The 16688-nt window shown below is 50.9% G+C and carries 21 protein-coding genes; 10 read left to right on the top strand and 11 right to left on the bottom strand.

What is annotated here, in order from left to right; genetic code table 11:
• Positions 1–128 precede the first annotated feature (128 nt).
• A complete protein-coding gene (locus DESMU_RS04765) occupies positions 129–1529 on the top strand; it encodes an amidohydrolase family protein (RefSeq protein WP_013562467.1) in 1401 nt (466 codons plus the stop codon).
• A 295-nt stretch (positions 1530–1824) separates the two neighbouring features.
• The gene (locus DESMU_RS07195) at positions 1825–1992 is read left to right on the top strand and encodes a hypothetical protein (protein ID WP_013562466.1); all 168 of its coding nucleotides are present in this window, start codon (positions 1825–1827) and stop codon (positions 1990–1992) included.
• A 224-nt stretch (positions 1993–2216) separates the two neighbouring features.
• Here the strand turns inward: DESMU_RS07195 and DESMU_RS04755 are convergent, their stop codons facing one another.
• The gene (locus tag DESMU_RS04755) at positions 2217–3482 is read right to left on the bottom strand and encodes an aminotransferase class V-fold PLP-dependent enzyme (RefSeq protein ID WP_013562465.1); all 1266 of its coding nucleotides are present in this window, start codon (positions 3480–3482) and stop codon (positions 2217–2219) included.
• A gap of 128 nt (positions 3483–3610) precedes the next feature.
• Between DESMU_RS04755 and DESMU_RS04750 the strand changes: the two genes are divergently transcribed.
• A complete protein-coding gene (locus tag DESMU_RS04750; RefSeq protein ID WP_245526406.1) occupies positions 3611–4618 on the top strand; it encodes a dipeptidase in 1008 nt (335 codons plus the stop codon).
• 135 nt (positions 4619–4753) lie between these two features.
• Here the strand turns inward: DESMU_RS04750 and DESMU_RS04745 are convergent, their stop codons facing one another.
• Positions 4754–5260: a transcriptional regulator gene (locus tag DESMU_RS04745; protein ID WP_013562463.1), complete on the bottom strand. Its 507-nt coding sequence runs from the start codon at positions 5258–5260 to the stop codon at positions 4754–4756.
• 159 nt (positions 5261–5419) lie between these two features.
• On the opposite strand from DESMU_RS04745, the gene DESMU_RS04740 reads away from it, so the two are divergent.
• On the top strand, positions 5420–5740 hold the full coding sequence (locus DESMU_RS04740) for an MTH1187 family thiamine-binding protein (RefSeq protein ID WP_245526405.1): 321 nt from the start codon (positions 5420–5422) through the stop codon (positions 5738–5740).
• A 63-nt stretch (positions 5741–5803) separates the two neighbouring features.
• Here DESMU_RS04740 and DESMU_RS04735 read toward each other — a convergent pair whose 3' ends face one another.
• The gene (locus DESMU_RS04735) at positions 5804–6547 is read right to left on the bottom strand and encodes a bacteriohemerythrin (protein ID WP_187286329.1); all 744 of its coding nucleotides are present in this window, start codon (positions 6545–6547) and stop codon (positions 5804–5806) included.
• 470 nt (positions 6548–7017) lie between these two features.
• Between DESMU_RS04735 and DESMU_RS04730 the strand changes: the two genes are divergently transcribed.
• A complete protein-coding gene (locus DESMU_RS04730; RefSeq protein ID WP_013562460.1) occupies positions 7018–7977 on the top strand; it encodes a TRM11 family SAM-dependent methyltransferase in 960 nt (319 codons plus the stop codon).
• 5 nt (positions 7978–7982) lie between these two features.
• On the opposite strand, the gene DESMU_RS04725 is transcribed toward DESMU_RS04730, so the two are convergent.
• The 8 genes from DESMU_RS04725 to DESMU_RS04680 all read right to left on the bottom strand — a co-directional run bounded on the left by DESMU_RS04725 (position 7983) and on the right by DESMU_RS04680 (position 13560).
• Positions 7983–8276, bottom strand: coding sequence for a transcriptional regulator (locus DESMU_RS04725; protein WP_013562459.1), 294 nt, complete (start codon positions 8274–8276; stop codon positions 7983–7985).
• A gap of 69 nt (positions 8277–8345) precedes the next feature.
• The gene (locus DESMU_RS04720; protein WP_013562458.1) at positions 8346–8552 is read right to left on the bottom strand and encodes a 30S ribosomal protein S27e; all 207 of its coding nucleotides are present in this window, start codon (positions 8550–8552) and stop codon (positions 8346–8348) included.
• Positions 8552–8839: a 50S ribosomal protein L44e gene (locus DESMU_RS04715; RefSeq protein ID WP_013562457.1), complete on the bottom strand. Its 288-nt coding sequence runs from the start codon at positions 8837–8839 to the stop codon at positions 8552–8554. Before DESMU_RS04715 ends, DESMU_RS04720 begins: the two co-directional genes overlap by 1 nt.
• 63 nt (positions 8840–8902) lie before the next feature.
• Complete coding sequence (locus tag DESMU_RS04710) at positions 8903–9175, bottom strand: MoaD/ThiS family protein (RefSeq protein WP_048813459.1); 273 nt, start codon at positions 9173–9175, stop codon at positions 8903–8905.
• A complete protein-coding gene (locus DESMU_RS04705) occupies positions 9159–9527 on the bottom strand; it encodes a GNAT family N-acetyltransferase (RefSeq protein WP_013562455.1) in 369 nt (122 codons plus the stop codon). The genes DESMU_RS04710 and DESMU_RS04705 overlap by 17 nt, the downstream gene beginning before the upstream one ends.
• Positions 9528–10701: 1174 nt before the next feature.
• A complete protein-coding gene (locus DESMU_RS04690) occupies positions 10702–11829 on the bottom strand; it encodes a DNA primase (protein ID WP_013562452.1) in 1128 nt (375 codons plus the stop codon).
• A gap of 214 nt (positions 11830–12043) precedes the next feature.
• Positions 12044–12532 carry a hypothetical protein gene (locus DESMU_RS04685; RefSeq protein WP_245526404.1) on the bottom strand — a complete coding sequence of 163 codons (489 nt, stop codon included), beginning with the start codon at positions 12530–12532 and terminating at the stop codon, positions 12044–12046.
• A 38-nt stretch (positions 12533–12570) separates the two neighbouring features.
• Positions 12571–13560, bottom strand: a complete 990-nt coding sequence (locus DESMU_RS04680) for a helix-turn-helix transcriptional regulator (protein WP_013562450.1) — start codon at positions 13558–13560, stop codon at positions 12571–12573.
• Positions 13561–13635: 75 nt separating this feature from the next.
• On the opposite strand from DESMU_RS04680, the gene DESMU_RS04675 reads away from it, so the two are divergent.
• The 5 genes from DESMU_RS04675 to DESMU_RS04660 all read left to right on the top strand — a co-directional run bounded on the left by DESMU_RS04675 (position 13636) and on the right by DESMU_RS04660 (position 16657).
• Positions 13636–14262: a hypothetical protein gene (locus DESMU_RS04675; RefSeq protein WP_013562449.1), complete on the top strand. Its 627-nt coding sequence runs from the start codon at positions 13636–13638 to the stop codon at positions 14260–14262.
• A gap of 75 nt (positions 14263–14337) precedes the next feature.
• The gene (locus DESMU_RS07190) at positions 14338–14475 is read left to right on the top strand and encodes a hypothetical protein (protein ID WP_013562448.1); all 138 of its coding nucleotides are present in this window, start codon (positions 14338–14340) and stop codon (positions 14473–14475) included.
• 6 nt (positions 14476–14481) lie between these two features.
• Positions 14482–15012 carry a YkgJ family cysteine cluster protein gene (locus DESMU_RS04670; protein WP_013562447.1) on the top strand — a complete coding sequence of 177 codons (531 nt, stop codon included), beginning with the start codon at positions 14482–14484 and terminating at the stop codon, positions 15010–15012.
• 234 nt (positions 15013–15246) lie between these two features.
• On the top strand, positions 15247–16053 hold the full coding sequence (locus DESMU_RS04665) for an aldo/keto reductase (protein WP_048813507.1): 807 nt from the start codon (positions 15247–15249) through the stop codon (positions 16051–16053).
• A gap of 85 nt (positions 16054–16138) precedes the next feature.
• Positions 16139–16657, top strand: coding sequence for an Lrp/AsnC family transcriptional regulator (locus DESMU_RS04660; RefSeq protein ID WP_048813457.1), 519 nt, complete (start codon positions 16139–16141; stop codon positions 16655–16657).
• Positions 16658–16688: the final 31 nt, after the last annotated feature.

Genomic DNA, 16688 nt, shown 5'->3' with positions numbered 1-16688 from the left:
TCTCTCGACAGGGTCGTACCCGATGAGGGAGGATGGCAAGCGATCACCGTCCACGCCTTTTAGGTCTTTTTCACTTGGTCAGGATTATTAAACTTTACGTGATAACATCTAACATGTAGGTGGGTTACTTGGCCGACATCTATGTGAGAGGCGGCTGGATAATAACAATGGACTCCTCCAGGAGGATAATACGTGATGGCGCGGTAGCCGTGGAGGACGGCGTGATAAGGGCTGTTGGGAAAAGGGATGTACTCGACAAGGACTACCTCCACTACTCGGACATCGTCATCAACGCTGAGAGAGACATAGTTATGCCGGGGTTAATCAACACACACGTGCACCTAGCCCAAGGCCTTCTGAGGGCGTGTGCGGACTACCTTCCATTGATCCCCTGGCTGAAGGAGAGGGTATGGCCACTCCAGGGAAACTATAAGCCTGAGGAGGCACTTGCATCAGCTAAACTAGTAGTGTTAGAGATGATTAAGACTGGAACCACGGGCTTCCTTGAGACAGGGCTTGTTGGGCGATACGGTATAGACAACATAGTGGAGTTCATTCATGGCTCAGGGATCAGGGCGGCAATAGCGAGACACGTTATGGATTTAAAAGGGTATGCGTTAGAAGACAACATACTGCACGAGGGCCTGGTTGAGCCAGGGGACACGAGCTTCAAGGATACCCTGAGACTCCACAGTAAGTATCATGGATGGGATGGCAGGATATGGATCTGGTTCGGGCCGAGAACCCCTGGAGCAGTGAGCGTGGAACTGTATAGGAGGATCTCGGAGAAAGCACGGGAGCTTAAGACTGGTGTAACAATGCATCTCGCCGAGGTGCGTGAAGACGTAGAGTACACGAGCAAGGTGTTCGGGAAGAAACCAGTCGAGTTCGCCCACTGGGTTGGATTAACGGGTCCCAACACCGTGCTAGTCCATGTTGTATGGGTCAGCGACGAGGAAATAAGGATCCTCGGGGAGACCGGTACAACTGTTAGTCACAACCCGTCAAGCAACATGAAGCTCGCCAGTGGAGCCGCAAGAATAGCGGAAATGCTCTCACACAGGGTTAACGTAGCACTTGGTACGGATGGAGGCCCAAGCAACAATACATACGACCTGGTAAGAGAGATGAAGCATGCGGCCCTCCTCCAGCCGTTGAGAACCCTTAGGGCCGACGCTATAAGAGCAGAGCAAGTCCTAGAAATGGCTACATTGAATGGTGCACGCGCACTGATGATAGATAACATGGTTGGAAGCATAGAGGTAGGCAAGAGAGCGGACATTATAGTGGTCGACTACTGGAGCCCTCATCTACATCCATTGAATAATCCAGTATCACACCTGGTCTACGCTGCCTCAGGTAGCGATGTGAAGCACAGTATCATAGATGGTAGACTAGTAATGTTTGAGAGAAGGATACTAACATTCAAAGAGGAAGACGTCATTGAGGAAGCCGAGAAAGCGGCTTGGAACCTGTATACTCGGGCCGGCATATGCAGGGAGCCGGATGTCTCATGGCCCTTGGTGTGAGTTCAATGTTATACAAACAACTCTCCACTGTACACGCGATCCGCGGTGTCTCCCCAGATCGTGAACTGTAACTATAACAATGTATTTTATAATGTAACAGTAGTCCAAAGCCGATGAATTTTTTATCATATCCCCTTATATATTTCTCATGTCTTAGAAACAAGATAGTGTAATAGTTCTTAATCACATTTTATGTCAAACATAAATGTGTTTAGCGGGAACTGTTTCTACAAAACATAAAGTTTAAATATAGCAATGTACTAGATAAAGTACACGTAGAAGGAGGGATTGGGGAATGCCGGAGAAACTAAAGTTCTTCGACCTAAAGGCTAAGAAGTACTTCGAGACAGACCAGTACGAGGTAGTAGTGAAGGAGACTAAGAGGGGCAAGATAAAGATAGCGTTCGCTACCAGCCCCTATTCCGGTAAGAAGTTCGCCAGGATCCTTGGTCCTGCGAAGTAAATCACTGCTACTCGTCTAGACCTATATCCACTTGTTTTTTCCCGTATCACGCTTTTCTCTCATTTGCTTCCACTAGATACGTGGAAACCCCAGTCTTCCGCCGTCCCCGGGACATGGTTTATAATTGGAGGCCTCGCTCTTCATGGCGGGTCATCATCAAAGAGTATGTGGCTTTACGGCCTCTGAACCGTTGGAATGAAAAGCAACCCTATGCTAGATTAGTGTTATGTACCCGTGCAGACTTCTTTTGCGGGCTTGGATCTAAGTGAGTCCTTTAATGAGATTATTTTCTCTAGTGATTCTATGAAGTAGTCGATTTCTTCGAGTGTATTGTATATGTAGTAGCTTGCCCTGACAGTACCCTTCAACCCGAGCCTGTAGTGTAATGGGTGGGCGCAGTGCATACCGGTTCTCACAGCTATTCCGAACAAGTCGAGCGCTGATCCCACGGTGTGGTGGTTTAAGCCCTTGATGTTAAATGCTATGACACCGGTCTTATCCGCGGGGTTCCGCGGCCCATAGTACTCTACATCCTCGAGCTCCCTCATCCTCTTCAACGTGTATTCGACAAGGGTCTTCTCATGCTCCCTTACATTACTCATACCGATCCTAGTTAAGTATTCCACTGCCACACCGAGCCCGATGCCCTCGGCAATGTTTGGTGTTCCAGCTTCGAATCTCCAGGGGAGGTCATGCCACACTATGTCGTCGAGTGTTACATCCTTGATGGTGTCGCCCCCGACCTTGAATGGGTGCATGGACTCCAAGAGGTCCTGTCTACCCCACAGTACACCTATCCCTGTGGGGCCGAGCATTTTATGCCCGCTGAAAGCCAGGAAGTCTACTTCGAGTTCTCTTACATCGGTTGGTATGTGTGGGACGCTCTGGGCGCCGTCCGCGACAACTATTGCTCCAACCCTATGTGCTAGCCGGGCTATTCTCCGCGCATCATTTATAGTGCCCAGCACGTTGCTGGCTATCGGGAATGCGACCACGCGGGTCTTCTCACTTATGAGTTCCTCGAACTGCTCATACCTTAGGTATCCGTCGTCAGTGATGTCAACGTACTTGACTCTTGCACCCTTGAGCTTGGCTATTATTCTCCATGGAAGCATGGAGCTATGGTGGTCCATTACCGTTAAAACTATTTCATCTCCCTCCCTAAGGTTCCATAGGCCCCAGCCGTATGCAACTATGTTTAGTGCTTCAGTCGTGTTACTACAGAAGACCACTTCTCTCCACGAGTAGGCATTTATGAATTTCGCCACCTTCTCATGCGCCTCCTCATACATTTGACTGGCTTCCTGGCTGAGAGTGTGGAAGCCCCGGTGAACATTGGCGTTGTGATACATGTAGTAGTTGCTGATAGCGTTGATCACTTGAAGAGGCTTCTGCGTTGTTGCCGCGTTGTCGAAGTATACTAGTCTCCTACCATTCACCTCCCTGGTCAGGATGGGGAAGTCCTTGCGAACCTCCTCGGGGTCCAGCAACCTTGACACCCATCCATAACTCAATGTCTTGTGCCTAATATAGATGCCGTCCCCTGTTCATGCTATGTGAACACGTTGAAACACGGCACATTATTGTTTTTAACCATGGTTGCCATCAGTGATCCAGGGTGCATGCCTTGAACCCGCCTCTCGTGGATCTCCACGAGGACTTAGCAGCCTATATACTGTCAGGCAGCCTGCTCAACCCCTTCCCATTGAAGCCCCTCGACGTTGACGAGCCCTACAGGCATGCAGACATACCGAAGTACATCGCCAGCAACACGCGGCTCATAGTGGGGGCGGTTTTCCCCATGATACCCTGGTACACGGGGCATGGAAGGATAACTTACAGGCACTACCCAAGCCTCGAGTTAGTTTTCGAAGGGATCAGCTTGTACAGGAATCTTGTCACAGCACACAGGGAGTTGAAGCTTGTTGAAGCAAAGGACGGTCTCACAGGCCTCTTCGAGGGCGACTGGAATCGAATGGGGCTGATAATCGGGCTCGAAGGAGCAGACCCGTTGAGGAACCCGGAGGAACTCGACCTACTGCACAGTGCAGGCCTCAGAGTACTTGGCTTGACCTGGAACTACAGTAACAAGTATGCGTCTTCATGCAGGGCACAGGTGGACAACGGTTTAACGAGGGAGGGAGTGGAACTGGTTGGTAGAGCCGTCGAGCTAGGGGTAGTTGTAGACCTAGCCCACGCCAGCGCCAAGACCATCAGGGATGTCTACGAGGTAACCGGGAAACCCGTGCTCGTCAGCCACGCTAACGTGAAAACCGTGCACGACGCACCCAGGAACCTGGATGATAAGTCACTGGAGACCATAGCTGAGAGCAAGGGAGTCGTAGGATTAGTCTTCATATCCCCGTTTGTCTCAAGCGGGAGGCCAGGGGTGGCAGAACTCGTCAGGCATGCAGTCTACATAAGGGATAACTACGGCGTGGACGTAATTGCAATTGGCTCAGACTACTTCGGCTCACTCGACACCCCACTGGTCGCCGGGCTCGAGTCCATTGACAAGATAGGAAACCTCTGGAGCTCACTAGTAGCCGAGGGCTTCACCCCCGAGGACATCGAGAAGATAGCATGGAGAAACGCTGTGAGAGTGCTCTCAGCATGGCTTAAGTGAAGAGGCGTTAACCACACCGTTTACAATTGGAAGCCTCACCCTTCAGGGCAGGAGCCCTCCGAGGGTAGTGAATTGTTCCCGGCGGGCTCCTCGACAGGTATGCGTGGTCAGCTAGTTTCCTCAGCTCCGTGAGGGCTAGTGGAGTGTTTCCTGTAGCTCCTTGAGCCGGGCCTTAACGAGCTCCACGGTGTTCCTTAACTGGGATACCTGGGCTTCTAGCTCCTGGATGCGTTTCCTCAACTCCTTGTTCTCCTCCTCTAACCCGTTGATCTTTGCCTTTAAGGATTCAACACTGGGTATCTCTACCTCAATGTACCCTCCCCTAGACTCGAGCTCGCTGAGGACTGATGACACGAGTTTGCTAATGGTGTCCCCGCCCCTAGTGTACCTCCTCACGGTTTTCTCAGGTATCCCGAGCTCCTGGCTTATTAAACCGTAGGAGTAGTTAGCTCTAAACATGGATAAGGCTGATGCCGCAGCGTAAAGCTCCTTGATGAACCCTGCCTTATCCTCCACGCTGCTCAATAACTGTAATGTCTCCGGTCTAAGTAGTGTGGCAGTATAGAGGACTATTCCCAGGAGCCTGGCATCCCCCCTGCTCCCTGGATGTACGGGTGCCTGTAGCCTGATCAAGAGGCTCATATCCACCACATGCTCATATCTATATTGCCATGCTTAAAAATGTTTCCCACAATATTCCCCGGGATTCAGGAAGCATGGATCCAAGAGATAAATACTCCTAATCATCTACTAGAGGACTAGTAACGGTGGCCCGGGTTGAAGCTGATACTAACTTTGCGCGTGACCCCAATTGGAACATGCACCACCAGCCTCAGTGACTACGTAGCCGAGGTGGAGAGGGTTTTCGAATCACTAGGGCTCAAGCATGTGTTAACGGCTTCAGCCACGATAATAGAGGTGAATAATGTAGAGGAGGTGTCTGAAATACTTAAAGCGGTGATCGACGTGCTCACGCATAAGGGCGTTAGAAGAATACTAATAGATCTATCCATAGATTACAGGGTTGACAAGGATCTCTCAATAGAGGGAAAAGTGGCATCCGTGCTCGAGAAGCTGGGCCCAGGGACAAGGGTGGCTGAAGCCAGTGGACTCCGACGGTAGGTTCTTCAGTAGCGGTATAGTTCATGGATGCATGGTGCTGGAAGCAGGCTTAAAGCCGGGTGTTCACATGCCGCACGTGTTCTTGAGGAACTCTGCTATATCCTTGTCGTCTCTCAACATGTAGTCAAGGTATGAGGCCATGTACTCGTAGAGCTCTCCGAACATTGCCACGAACTCGGAGGCCCTGCCCGCTGCAGTCAACTTGTCGAGTACTTCCTTGAACTCCCTGTGTCTTTTCATATGCTCCTTCATCTTCTTTTTATCGTAGCCGCATCTAGCCATGTATTCCTCCTCAATCTTGAAGTAGAGTAATATGTAGTCGTATGCCTCTTTGAATGCTTCAGTTATCTTGTCAGGCTTCCCCTCCACTATGTACTCGATAACACCGTTGAGTTTTTCGAACATTACTCTATGTGCGTCATCCATGGGCTTGAATCCCAGCCCATACTTCTCCATCCATGCCGTGAATGGAGAGAGAACCCTGTAGATGGAGAGTTCCTCGACATCGCCCAGGGATGTGAGAACACTGCGATCCCTGCAGGCGACAGGGTTACCCGATGATTTTGAAAAACACTCAGCGTTGAGGACAACCCTGCCCTTGGAAAGTATCCTCCGGCAGAAATCCCCTGTGCACCCCTCTACGAGGTAGTATTCGTTCGATGAAACATACTTCTCCAGGATGCCTGGGTCTATCCTCCTATCCCCGGTTCCAAACACTTCTACGGACTCTAACTCTAAGTAGCGTAGTAGCTTGTTTAACGGGATCTCCTCCATCACTCTTTCAATATCCTCATCCTCTCTAACCATGAAAATGTTGGATGCCATGTGATATCACTGTATAAGAAATGATCTTGAACGCCATTATTATACATTGAGGCTGAAAACGAGTATGTGAAACAAGCTACTCGCCGCCTAGCGGAGGACGCAGGGCGTGCTGTTGAAAAGCATTGAATCCATAGTGCCGAGTCGCAGAGATGATGGGGGCGGTGGGCCGGGGACCCGGCCTAGAGCCGGATCCACCTGGGGATGTAGCCCTAAATCTTCCCCGCCTCCTAGAGTAGGGGGCCGGCGGCCAGTGTATGGTTTAAAAAACTGGTGCCTAAGTGTAGACTCGATCCCCTTTGTAGGTTCTCCTTAGCTTCCAGGCCCTACGCGGCATGCTTCCCGGAAACTTAGACGCCTTTGATTAATTAAGCATTAAGGAGCCCCCGTCATATAGTATGTGGGTCGCATAGCATCCGTGTTGAAGGCTTGTACTATGGGGGAGATAGTCAGCTATGAGGGAGGTAACTGTTGGAGAATACCTGGATTTCGTTTCAAGGAACAGGAGAATCATTGTTGGAGGCCAAGAAGTTGATCTTAGCCCGATTGAGGTTAGAAGGCTTGAGCCCTCCGCGGATGAGCTAACCGATGTTTCCACAACCATATGGAGTTTCCCTAAGAGGGGTTCCTGGGCCACTCACAGAGGTGACTACAGGGGTAATTGGCCTCCCCAGATGGCTAGGGCACTCATATTAGGCTATACGGAGCCAGGCGAGATTGTTCTAGACCCCATGGCTGGCTCCGGGACCACATGCATAGAGGCAGTCCTCCTCGGGAGAAAATGCATAGCTGTCGACATAAACTATAACGCTGTCATGCTAACCCATCACAGACTCTACTATCTTGTCAACGCGCTGAGAAAACAGGGAGCCTTGCCCGGCTTAGATGCTGGGGGAGAAGGCACTGGTGTACAGGGATACAGGGTTTTCCACGGTGATGCTAGGAGGCTTGATGAGATAAGAGATAACACGGTGGACCTGGTTGCCACTCACCCACCGTATTTCAACATAATAGGGTATGGAGGCAATGTAGACGGGGATCTCTCCAATGCTAGAACGCTTGAAGAATACCTGGAGTGGCTCAGGGAGGTGGCTGGGGAAATATACAGGGTTCTTAAGCCAGGCAGGTACTGTGGGATCCTCATCGGCGACACAAGGGTGCACGGACACTATGTTCCGATAACACATTACGCCCTGGAAGTCTTCCTGGACGCGGGCTTCATACTGAAGGAGGAGGTCATAAAGATCCAGCACAAGATGAAGACAACTAGGGAAGTTTGGAACAGGCTGAGGAAGAGAAACTTCCTCTTGATCTACCATGAGAAGCTATTCGTATTCAGGAAGCCAGGCGTGGGGGAGGACACGGGAAAACTTAGGTACAGTATGAAGCTCCCTGTGGTTAAACTAATGGTTTAAGTGTTTTACGCTGATGGCTTACTCTCGCTCGCGTTATCCTTGCCGGTGTTCTCCTCGAGTTTTTTCAGCTCTGCCTCTATCTCCTTCTCTATCTCCTCAATGGGTTTTGGTGGAGGCGTTGTAGCCAGTGTGTACCCTATCCAACCCAGGATCCCGAAGACCCCGGCGACAGCCACCATTAATGTTATCTGTATGAGTAGGCTTGAGTAGGGTGTCAGGAACAGGATGTACGCGTAGACCACTACGACTACTACTGATAATGCGAGTAAGCCCCATCCAACCAATTGATCCCTGCCCATCCCGTGGCACACCTCTATACATCAATAGATGTGTGATCCAGGGCTAAGTATAAAAACACAGCGGGTTCGCTAGCCTAGCTCAGCCACTATCTCAGCCTTATCCTTAAGTATCCTGGCCTTTCCACCGGTCGGCTGGACAAGCTGTGTTCCACACACCTTGCAACGGGCTGGGAAAGATGCATGGCTGAAAACCACGTTTTCAGCACCGCAGACTTTGCATATAACCTTGTAAAACCTGCTTCTGGGAGCCGGTATCAGTATTCTCTTCTTCTTCACTACTTACCCACCTCAGCCAGCTCAGCCTTCTTGAGCCTTATGCCCTCCCTGTGGATCGTGTAGCCGCATTTCTGACACTTAAGCTTTAACACTGTTTTCTTCGTCACCTTCGCAAACCGTTTTTGCTCAGGCTTCCTCTTTGAACCATAGCCCTTCTTCTTCCTCGCGTACCTTCTCTCTCCCTCAGCTAAACTCCTCCTTTTCCCATGCTTGTATATTGTGACGCTGTGCTCAGTGTGCGTTCTACACCTGGGGCAATACGTCACAATAACCTTTGGTATCTTCAAGCCTGCAACACCCGTAAACACTCAACTACCCAGGTATGGGTTGAGCAATTTAAAAACATTGCTTCACCCCCCTGAAACCGGGGGCATCAAGACTACTTCATCCATGTCTCTTAAAGGGGTGTCCATTCCCTCCTCAGGCGTCCTAGAGTTGTGGAGGACTATTATCCCTGACTCACCATGTAAGAGTTCACCGATGAGCCTGGATAATGCGGTATGCCTCTCTCCAAGCATTTTCACGAGGTCTCGGAGCCTGCAGTTGTCGCCTACCTCAACGACTTCTTCCCTCAAACCGGTTTTACTCTCCAGCCACAGCATGTACTTAACTCTTACCCTCACTATTTTTCTCCCTCGCAAGGGCCTCCTCGTAGAACCTCTTCCACTCCTCCTCCGTTAACCCCCTGTACTTCTCTAGCAGTACATCTCTCACGCCGGGGTTCTTCATGAAGTAGTATACTGCGTAACTACATATCGGCTCAACAAGCCAATTGTTCTCCCTGGCCAGCTTCAACGCGTACTCCATGAGTCTCCCGGCTATCCCCCTACCCCTGAACTGTGGCGGTGTATACGTTGATATAAGCTTCATGACGCCGCCTTCAACACTGTACTTTATGTAAGCCTTGCTTCCATCGGGCAGCCTGGCATATATCACGGTTGACGTGTGCGAGACCTGGTATTCATCTGCACACATGTAGAATCACCTACCCTGCTTCTACTGATTCAAGGGTTTTATAGATGTTTAACCATAGTAGTCAAGGACCCTGGATGGTGAGCGGCCACGGAGAAGAGTGCATGTGTAGCGATCCTGCTGGTGCTCGCAGCCTCCCTGATGACGCCGGGTGTCGCGGTGGATGCAGGTGTCGTGGAGAAGACATTGGTCTACGAAGCATTAGTCGACATAGTTGCCACAGGGATGCCTGCTAGAGAGATATCGGGGTCCAGTGAGTATTCGTCTCTCTCGATATCAATAGCATACAGGATTGAGGAACACGTGAACATGACGCTTCTCGAGCTGCAACCGGTTTCATGCATTGTTGAGATAAAGGTTCTATCGGTCTCCGCGTCGCCGGCGTCCCTCACCAGTATACTGGGCAACGTGTCCTCACAGGGAAACCTTCGCCTGGAGGGAGAGGACTGCTTTAACCCACCCTTGATCCTTAGTTTCAGGAGTGGTGAGGCAACTCTTGAGAAACCATTGAGGAACGGTACGGTTATCGGTGTAGTGAGGCTTGACGTGGACGCGATCCACATGGTTGGCGGCAACCCCTTTCCCTCCATGGATCAAACCAACCACACTAGCTTCTGGAGCATCTACTATGAGCCTTTAACAACAGCCCTAGTGTACTACACTTACACGTACAGTGAGAAGAGCCCGTATGGTGGTTCATACTTCTACTCCGTAACCCTTTCTCTCATCAATTACCGGGATGCATTCGGCGACCTCGTAAGCAGGAGCGTCATGGAGTTGAGGTTCCTTAACTCCACTGTTAACCCCAGCATAATAGTAGTATACCCCTCGCTGGTTGCACTTAAGGGATCGCATGAGGGCTCCATGTATACTATATCCTTTAATGAAAGCACGCGGTGCTTCATACTAGTAGGCCCCTTCGACTCCTCGGTGAATTTCACCTCGAGCATCAGTATGTTGAAGTACACGTCTCTAAACGGGCTCACAGTGTACTATAGTGTGCAGAAGGAGCCATGCGACACCATATGGTTTAACATCACGGCACCCATCAGCAACGGGAAGGATGTGCCTGGAAGCGAGAAGGGGGTGCCGCCGAGTTACAGTCCACCCAGCATTGATGCAGTAGTCTTCACTATACTGGTGGTCTCAATAATTCTCTACACCATATACTCCGTGATCAGCTGGCTTGTTGGGAGGTACCATGGATTGATCCGGGGCGGGCAGACCTCAGGTTATACCTATATACCGCCAAGGGGTTCCTTCCCCCCTTACACTTCCCTTCCACCGGGCATATCCCCATGGATTTCATCTTCTCGCAACTGTAGGGCATGTACTTCTTACCGCTACCCCTTACACCAGATATGTGCTCTATTTGATACCTAGCTATCTTCTCATTGAAGTCCGGGGTTTTTCTAAAGTATTCTAGAATGGAGTCGACGTCGAGCCCTATGTTGGCTAGGAATGCAGCTAGGTTGAATCTCTCCTCATGGCTCGGGTTTCCCCCTGACTCTATGATCCCAATTATTCTCAGGATGCATGGAGGAAACTTCTCCGGGGCCACTTCTCCAGCCTTACCATACCCTTGTTCAACCCGGAGGGTTTTAAACCACCCTGCCTCCGAGAGTATTTTTCTCGCTTCCTCCAGGAAGAAGCCTAGGTCTATTCCAAGTGTACCTATGCCAACGGATGCATCAGACACGATGTAGCCGGTGATGGCTTCCTCGAGCACCCTTACCACGGTCCTCTTATCCATGTATACTTTTCCACCTTCCACCACATTGTTTTCGAGACTGTACGATGGATCCTGGGACAGCCTCCCGGAGACTATCCCAGCATACTCAGCCCATGGGAGAGAGTAGTTGAGCGGGGTGAAGAAGCCTTTAACCCGCTTCCTCCCCGTGGACTCCCCGAAGACGGGTAGGGTTGGCGGGTTCTCAAGATACTCCAGGTGAAGGCCTATCCTGCTCGACAGCGAGATCAATACAGAGTCCTCTTCCTCCATGAGGCTTTTCCCAGCGGTTTTAGCGTATGCCAGTGCCACCCTGTTAACCAGTCTCCTGTCGCCGATGGCCTTCGCCACGGCGAGTAAAAGCCTGTAGCAGGCAACGCTTTCAGCATCATCTATGAAGACACGTGGATCAATCCTCATCTCTGCATGAACTATGCTCCTGAAGACTATTGGGAAAACCTCGCGAAGCCTATCGCTCAGGGAGTCTATCACTATGGAGAAACCTGCCTCATCAGGTAGCCCAAGGTCACTGGGCCTCGCGACAAAAGGGTACTTTACAAGGTTCAGGTACCCCATTTCAAACACCTCAGTAGGGTCGGTTCAAATCACCGGTCATGCGATGACGTATTCATCACCTTGATCACGCCTTAACAGCGATCCCTGGGGGTAAGCCTCCTACACGACGAGTAAGCGGGCTCAGCGCTTTGGCCCCACATCACTTGTCAGGCGACCTCCATCAATGGAGGTCCCCATACATCATTCCCGCATGATATAGCTATGTGGAGGGTAGCTAATTAATCCTTTTCTCTATTTCGAAAACTATTCTCTCGTATCCTCTTACTCTTACACCTGCATCCACGGTGAACACGAGGATCCTGTTGTTGGCTGACAACATGTAGGGGACTCCTACATCGACCTCGGTGAATCTACCGGTAGGGGGGAGAATCCAGTAAACCCTGTAACCGTATTCAGCCACCTCCTCTTCATATCTATCCTCGAAGACGTTTACGCCTTCAACCAGCTCGCCCTTGAAAACTATTGTGAAGACTACATAGGGGTGATCCATGCTCCCTCTGAAGCCTACATCCACATCTAAAACCCTTGGGAAACAGGGTTTACCGTTAAGCCTCACATCCTCTAGATCCAGGTAGAACTGCATGTTTCTGGCAAGGGCCTCTTTCTCCTCGAGGAGTTCATCCCGCGTGAGGCTCGCATAGTAGTGGTCTGGGTCATAGTAGTCGAAGACCACTGTCTCATCTATCCAGCCTGATTCCCTCACATGGAAAAAGCCCATTCCGTAGAGGGGTATGGGTCCCTCTACTTCTTCCCCGCTATCTTCCTGTATGCCTCCACACCCTTATCCGTTAGCTTCAGGTAGTTGTATTTACCGGTTCGGTCGACAGCGATATATCCTTCTTCCTCAAGCCTCTTGATCCTCCTGCTGACGCTTGACTTGGGTGCCCCGGTTCTATTGGTTATTTCAGCCTGCGTTAAGCCTTCCCCGCCAGCCTCCCCAAGGATCCGTATAATGCTTCTTGAAACCGGGTCGTTGAGCACATCCGCGGGCTCCACGCCCCCTATGCTCTTAGGCCTTCTCAGTATCAGGTAGAGTATTATTGCGACAGCTGACACGGCTGCAATTACCAGGGCGACTATAAGCAAGTTGATGGGTTGGGCTGGGGCCGGGGGTACTCCAGGAGTGGTGATCGGTACCGTGAGCACTATGAAGTACACTGCTGGTGAAGACGCTTTGATGATCGTCATGTTATTGGCTACTTGGATACTGTAGTCAGCGGCCCTGGGGTAGGAGTCCACTGTGGCGTTGTATACTCCTAGCAGGTACATCTCCACTGAGGGACTTATACCGCTACCACTGTACTCAGTTAAGTCGAGTGTCGCAGTGTAGGAGCCCACTGAGACTTCCTCGGTTAAGTTGCTGACAGAGAAATACATGGTTACTGAGGATACGTTGACAGCTGTTATCGAGGCGTAGCCAGTGGTATCATTGTACTCGACTAGCAGGTAGCCTGTTGCCGGGTAACCCGTGTAGTTCAACAGCTCCAGGGATGCATCACTGAAAACCTTCACAGGTAGGTCTGGGATGCTGAATGCCTGCTGACTGGCATCCGGGGTCATTGAAACAGTTACTCTGAGTGTACCTACTCCTTCGGTGGGATCGTAGAAGACTATGTACTCAACGCTTGTGATTCCCGCTGGCAGCCCGTATGCAGGAGACGGGTAAGCGAGGGTAAATAACAGTACCAGGAGAACCAGGATAAACACTATGCTCCTCATGGTTAAAACCATCCTCCGCCACCTGTTTCTTTGGATTATATAAGCCGGGTTAATAATCGTAATCTACGCGAGTGGTGTGTAAGCGGGATGTGGGTGTACGATGAACTATACAGTTGCCCCCTGGTAGTGATCCTTGGCTCCTTCACGCATAGAGGTCACACTGGGTGGGTTACACTACCTCTACTCAACTATAGGGTGGCGTTGCTTAGGAAAAACGGGGAGTGGCGGGTGGTCTCAAACATCGACTGGGAGCGGGGATACGTGAGGAGCATGGAGGCATGTCGGAGTATAGCTGGGGAAGCAGTAGAAGGCTTCAATGTGGAGCTGGATCTCGCGGTTCACACCTCATTCTACGGGGGGATAGGCTCATACATCCTCGGTGAAACCGGGTTGCGACCCCTCTCCATCGACATAGTTAACACAAGGGTGTTCAAGTTCTACTTTAAGCCGAGGGAGGGGGATCCCCGTAAGCCGCCTGAAGGAAATATAGGGGACTGGCTCCTCCTGCAGGCAGCGCTAAGGGAAGGGTGGGTGAAGCCCGTGGCGGAGACGTGTAGAGCACTGGGATCTATCAGGGATGGAGTATGCGTGGTTGAGGCGGACATAGGTGATATAGCTATTGCAACAAGCATGATCCAACTGGACGGCTGGCTCAGGGTGACCCCGGACAACTCTCCTCTCAGACACGTCGTGGCCGTGGAGAGGATTAGCTAGCAATGCCTCCGATGCGAAGCTATAAGATGGGCCTTACGCATAGTAGTCGATGAAAGCGCTTACAGGTGGGCCTGCATGGCGGGGAAGGATGATAGGGATGGGAAAAAGAAGTTCATTCCAGGCGTCATACTTGACGATGCAGACGAGGATGTAGTGTATAGTCTAACCGGCGATAAGTGTAGTCGGTGCCCGTTGAAAGGCTTCTGCGGGTAATGCGTGTTGGAGCGCGTTGTCTCAAAGGGTGAAAGGGTAAGGTACAGGTGTATTAGAAGCGGTACGTGTTGTAGGAGCGGGCCTAATGTGGCTTTAACGGCTTTCGATATATGTAGGATCGCTAGGTTCCTGAACACTGAGTGGAGGGGCCTCAGAGGTAGATTCATATATGTTGTCATAGCGGATCAAATCCCGATACCGGTTCTACGGGGGATCAGTGATAGATGCGTGTTCCTTAAGACCGAGAACAGTGTACCGTCATGCAGTATTTACCCAGCGAGACCCATGAGATGCAGGCTATTCCCCTTCATACCTGTCTCCCCATCTATAAGGGATAAAATGTATGTGTCGAGAATATGCCCCGGCGTAGGCGTCGGCGAGGAGTCTGAGCCACCCTGGGGCGACCTAGAGAAGTTCAGCGATGAGTCGACAACTCATTACAAGCTCCTCTACGAGTACATCTTCAACAAGGGCTATGAGCCCCTCCAAGCACTGGAAGCAGTCATAGATGAAGTATGCTCTCGTACCGCGTGGTGATTTTCGAAGCATCGACATGACAGGGTCGCCGCCCCTAAACCATCCTCCGTGATTCCTTCAGCACGCCGATGGAAAAGCTTATAGGGATTGAAACATTATCTTAAAGCTTGAGGCGGCTTTAAGCATTCGCCTTGCAGCCGCCTCACATAGGGCTCACGGGGTCCAGCGGTTGCCTCAGAGATGCTGGACCCTGGTTCAGGTTGGAAATACAGGTACCCGGGGATCAGGGTCGTCATGTACGAGTTCACCGAGTGGAAAATCATAGGCTCAGACCGCGTCTCAGCCATAGGGCTCGGTACATACGGCATCAGGAATTATGAGAAAGCATTTGAAGCCTTTACATACGCCTTAACCCACGGGGTTAACCTTGTTGACACAGCTGAAATGTATGACACTGGGAGAGCCGAGGAATTCGTGGGCAGGGTTGTAAAGGCGGTTGGCAGAGACGGGGTCTTCATAACCACCAAGATGCTGCCCAACAGGCTTGAGGACAGGGAGAGCATTGTGAAGGCAGCTGAGGAGGCGTTGAGGAGACTGGGAGTGTCCTACGTGGATCTCTACCTGATCCATTGGCCTAATGAAAGACTCCCCATAAGTGTCCAGGTAAGGAACTTCGAGGTGCTCGCAGAGAGAGGGTTGACTCGATACATTGGTGTAAGCAACTTTGAGCCAGCTATGTTGAGGGAGGCGATAGAGTCAACGGGTAGGCACGAGATCGTTGTAAACCAAGTGCACTATAGTGTGATAAATAGACACTACGTGGAGAAGGAGCTTCTACCGTTCTGCATTGAAAGGAAAATCACCCTCCAGGCGTACACCCCGCTTGAAAGGGGGAGTGTAGTGATAAATAGCGCGGTGAAGAAAATGGCTGAGAAATACGGGAAGACCCCTGTCCAGGTAGCATTAAACTACCTGATAAGCCACTCCAATGTTGTTGCAATACCGAAGGCGGAGAACATGGTGCATGTAAAGGAGATACTGGGCTCCATAGGCTGGTGGATGAGGGTCGAGGACCTAGAGTACTTGAGAAAGTATGCGTAGCTTTAGCGTCAAGCAGCGGCTTTCCCCTAAGACACGTGACGAATACATGGTATAAAATCCGGTTTAAAGTAATGATCTAAAAGCGGTGAACAAGGGCTTGGAAAACGATGGCCTAGAGCTGACGCGGAAACTTGTTGAGAACCCGAGGATAAGTATAAGGAGGCTTGCAAACGAGCTAGGCGTCAGCTACATCGCCCTGAGGGACAGGCTTAGAAAACTATCACATAAGGGATTGATAAGCTTCACTCTCTCAGTATCCCCGCTTCTAGCCGGGTCGGTTGCAGCAGTCGTCAGGGTACATGGTCATAGAGTGGACGACATGCTCTCAAAGGCATCGAGGTGCAACAGGGTTATAGCGGGATTGAAGATGGGTGAGGGAGAAGCAGTACTCGTGATCTACGGGAGGGATAAAGGCGACATAGTATCCGTCATAGACGTGTTAAGGAACAATGTGGACGGCGACGTCGAGGTCGACATAGAGTATGGTAGATTGCCCCTGGATTTCAAGGTGCAGATAAGGAATCCGCACCCAGACTGCAACAATACCTACTGTAATAGCTGCCTTCCTCTGCTCAGAAACAGGAATGGAGGCAGAAACACGTAGGACGCGGTGTACACGTGGCTGGATGATACAG

Origin of the sequence: Desulfurococcus mucosus DSM 2162 (genome assembly GCF_000186365.1) — an archaeon.
GTDB classification, from domain to species: Archaea; Thermoproteota; Thermoprotei_A; order Sulfolobales; family Desulfurococcaceae; genus Desulfurococcus; species Desulfurococcus mucosus.
This window is presented reverse-complemented; position numbering and strand designations above follow the sequence as displayed.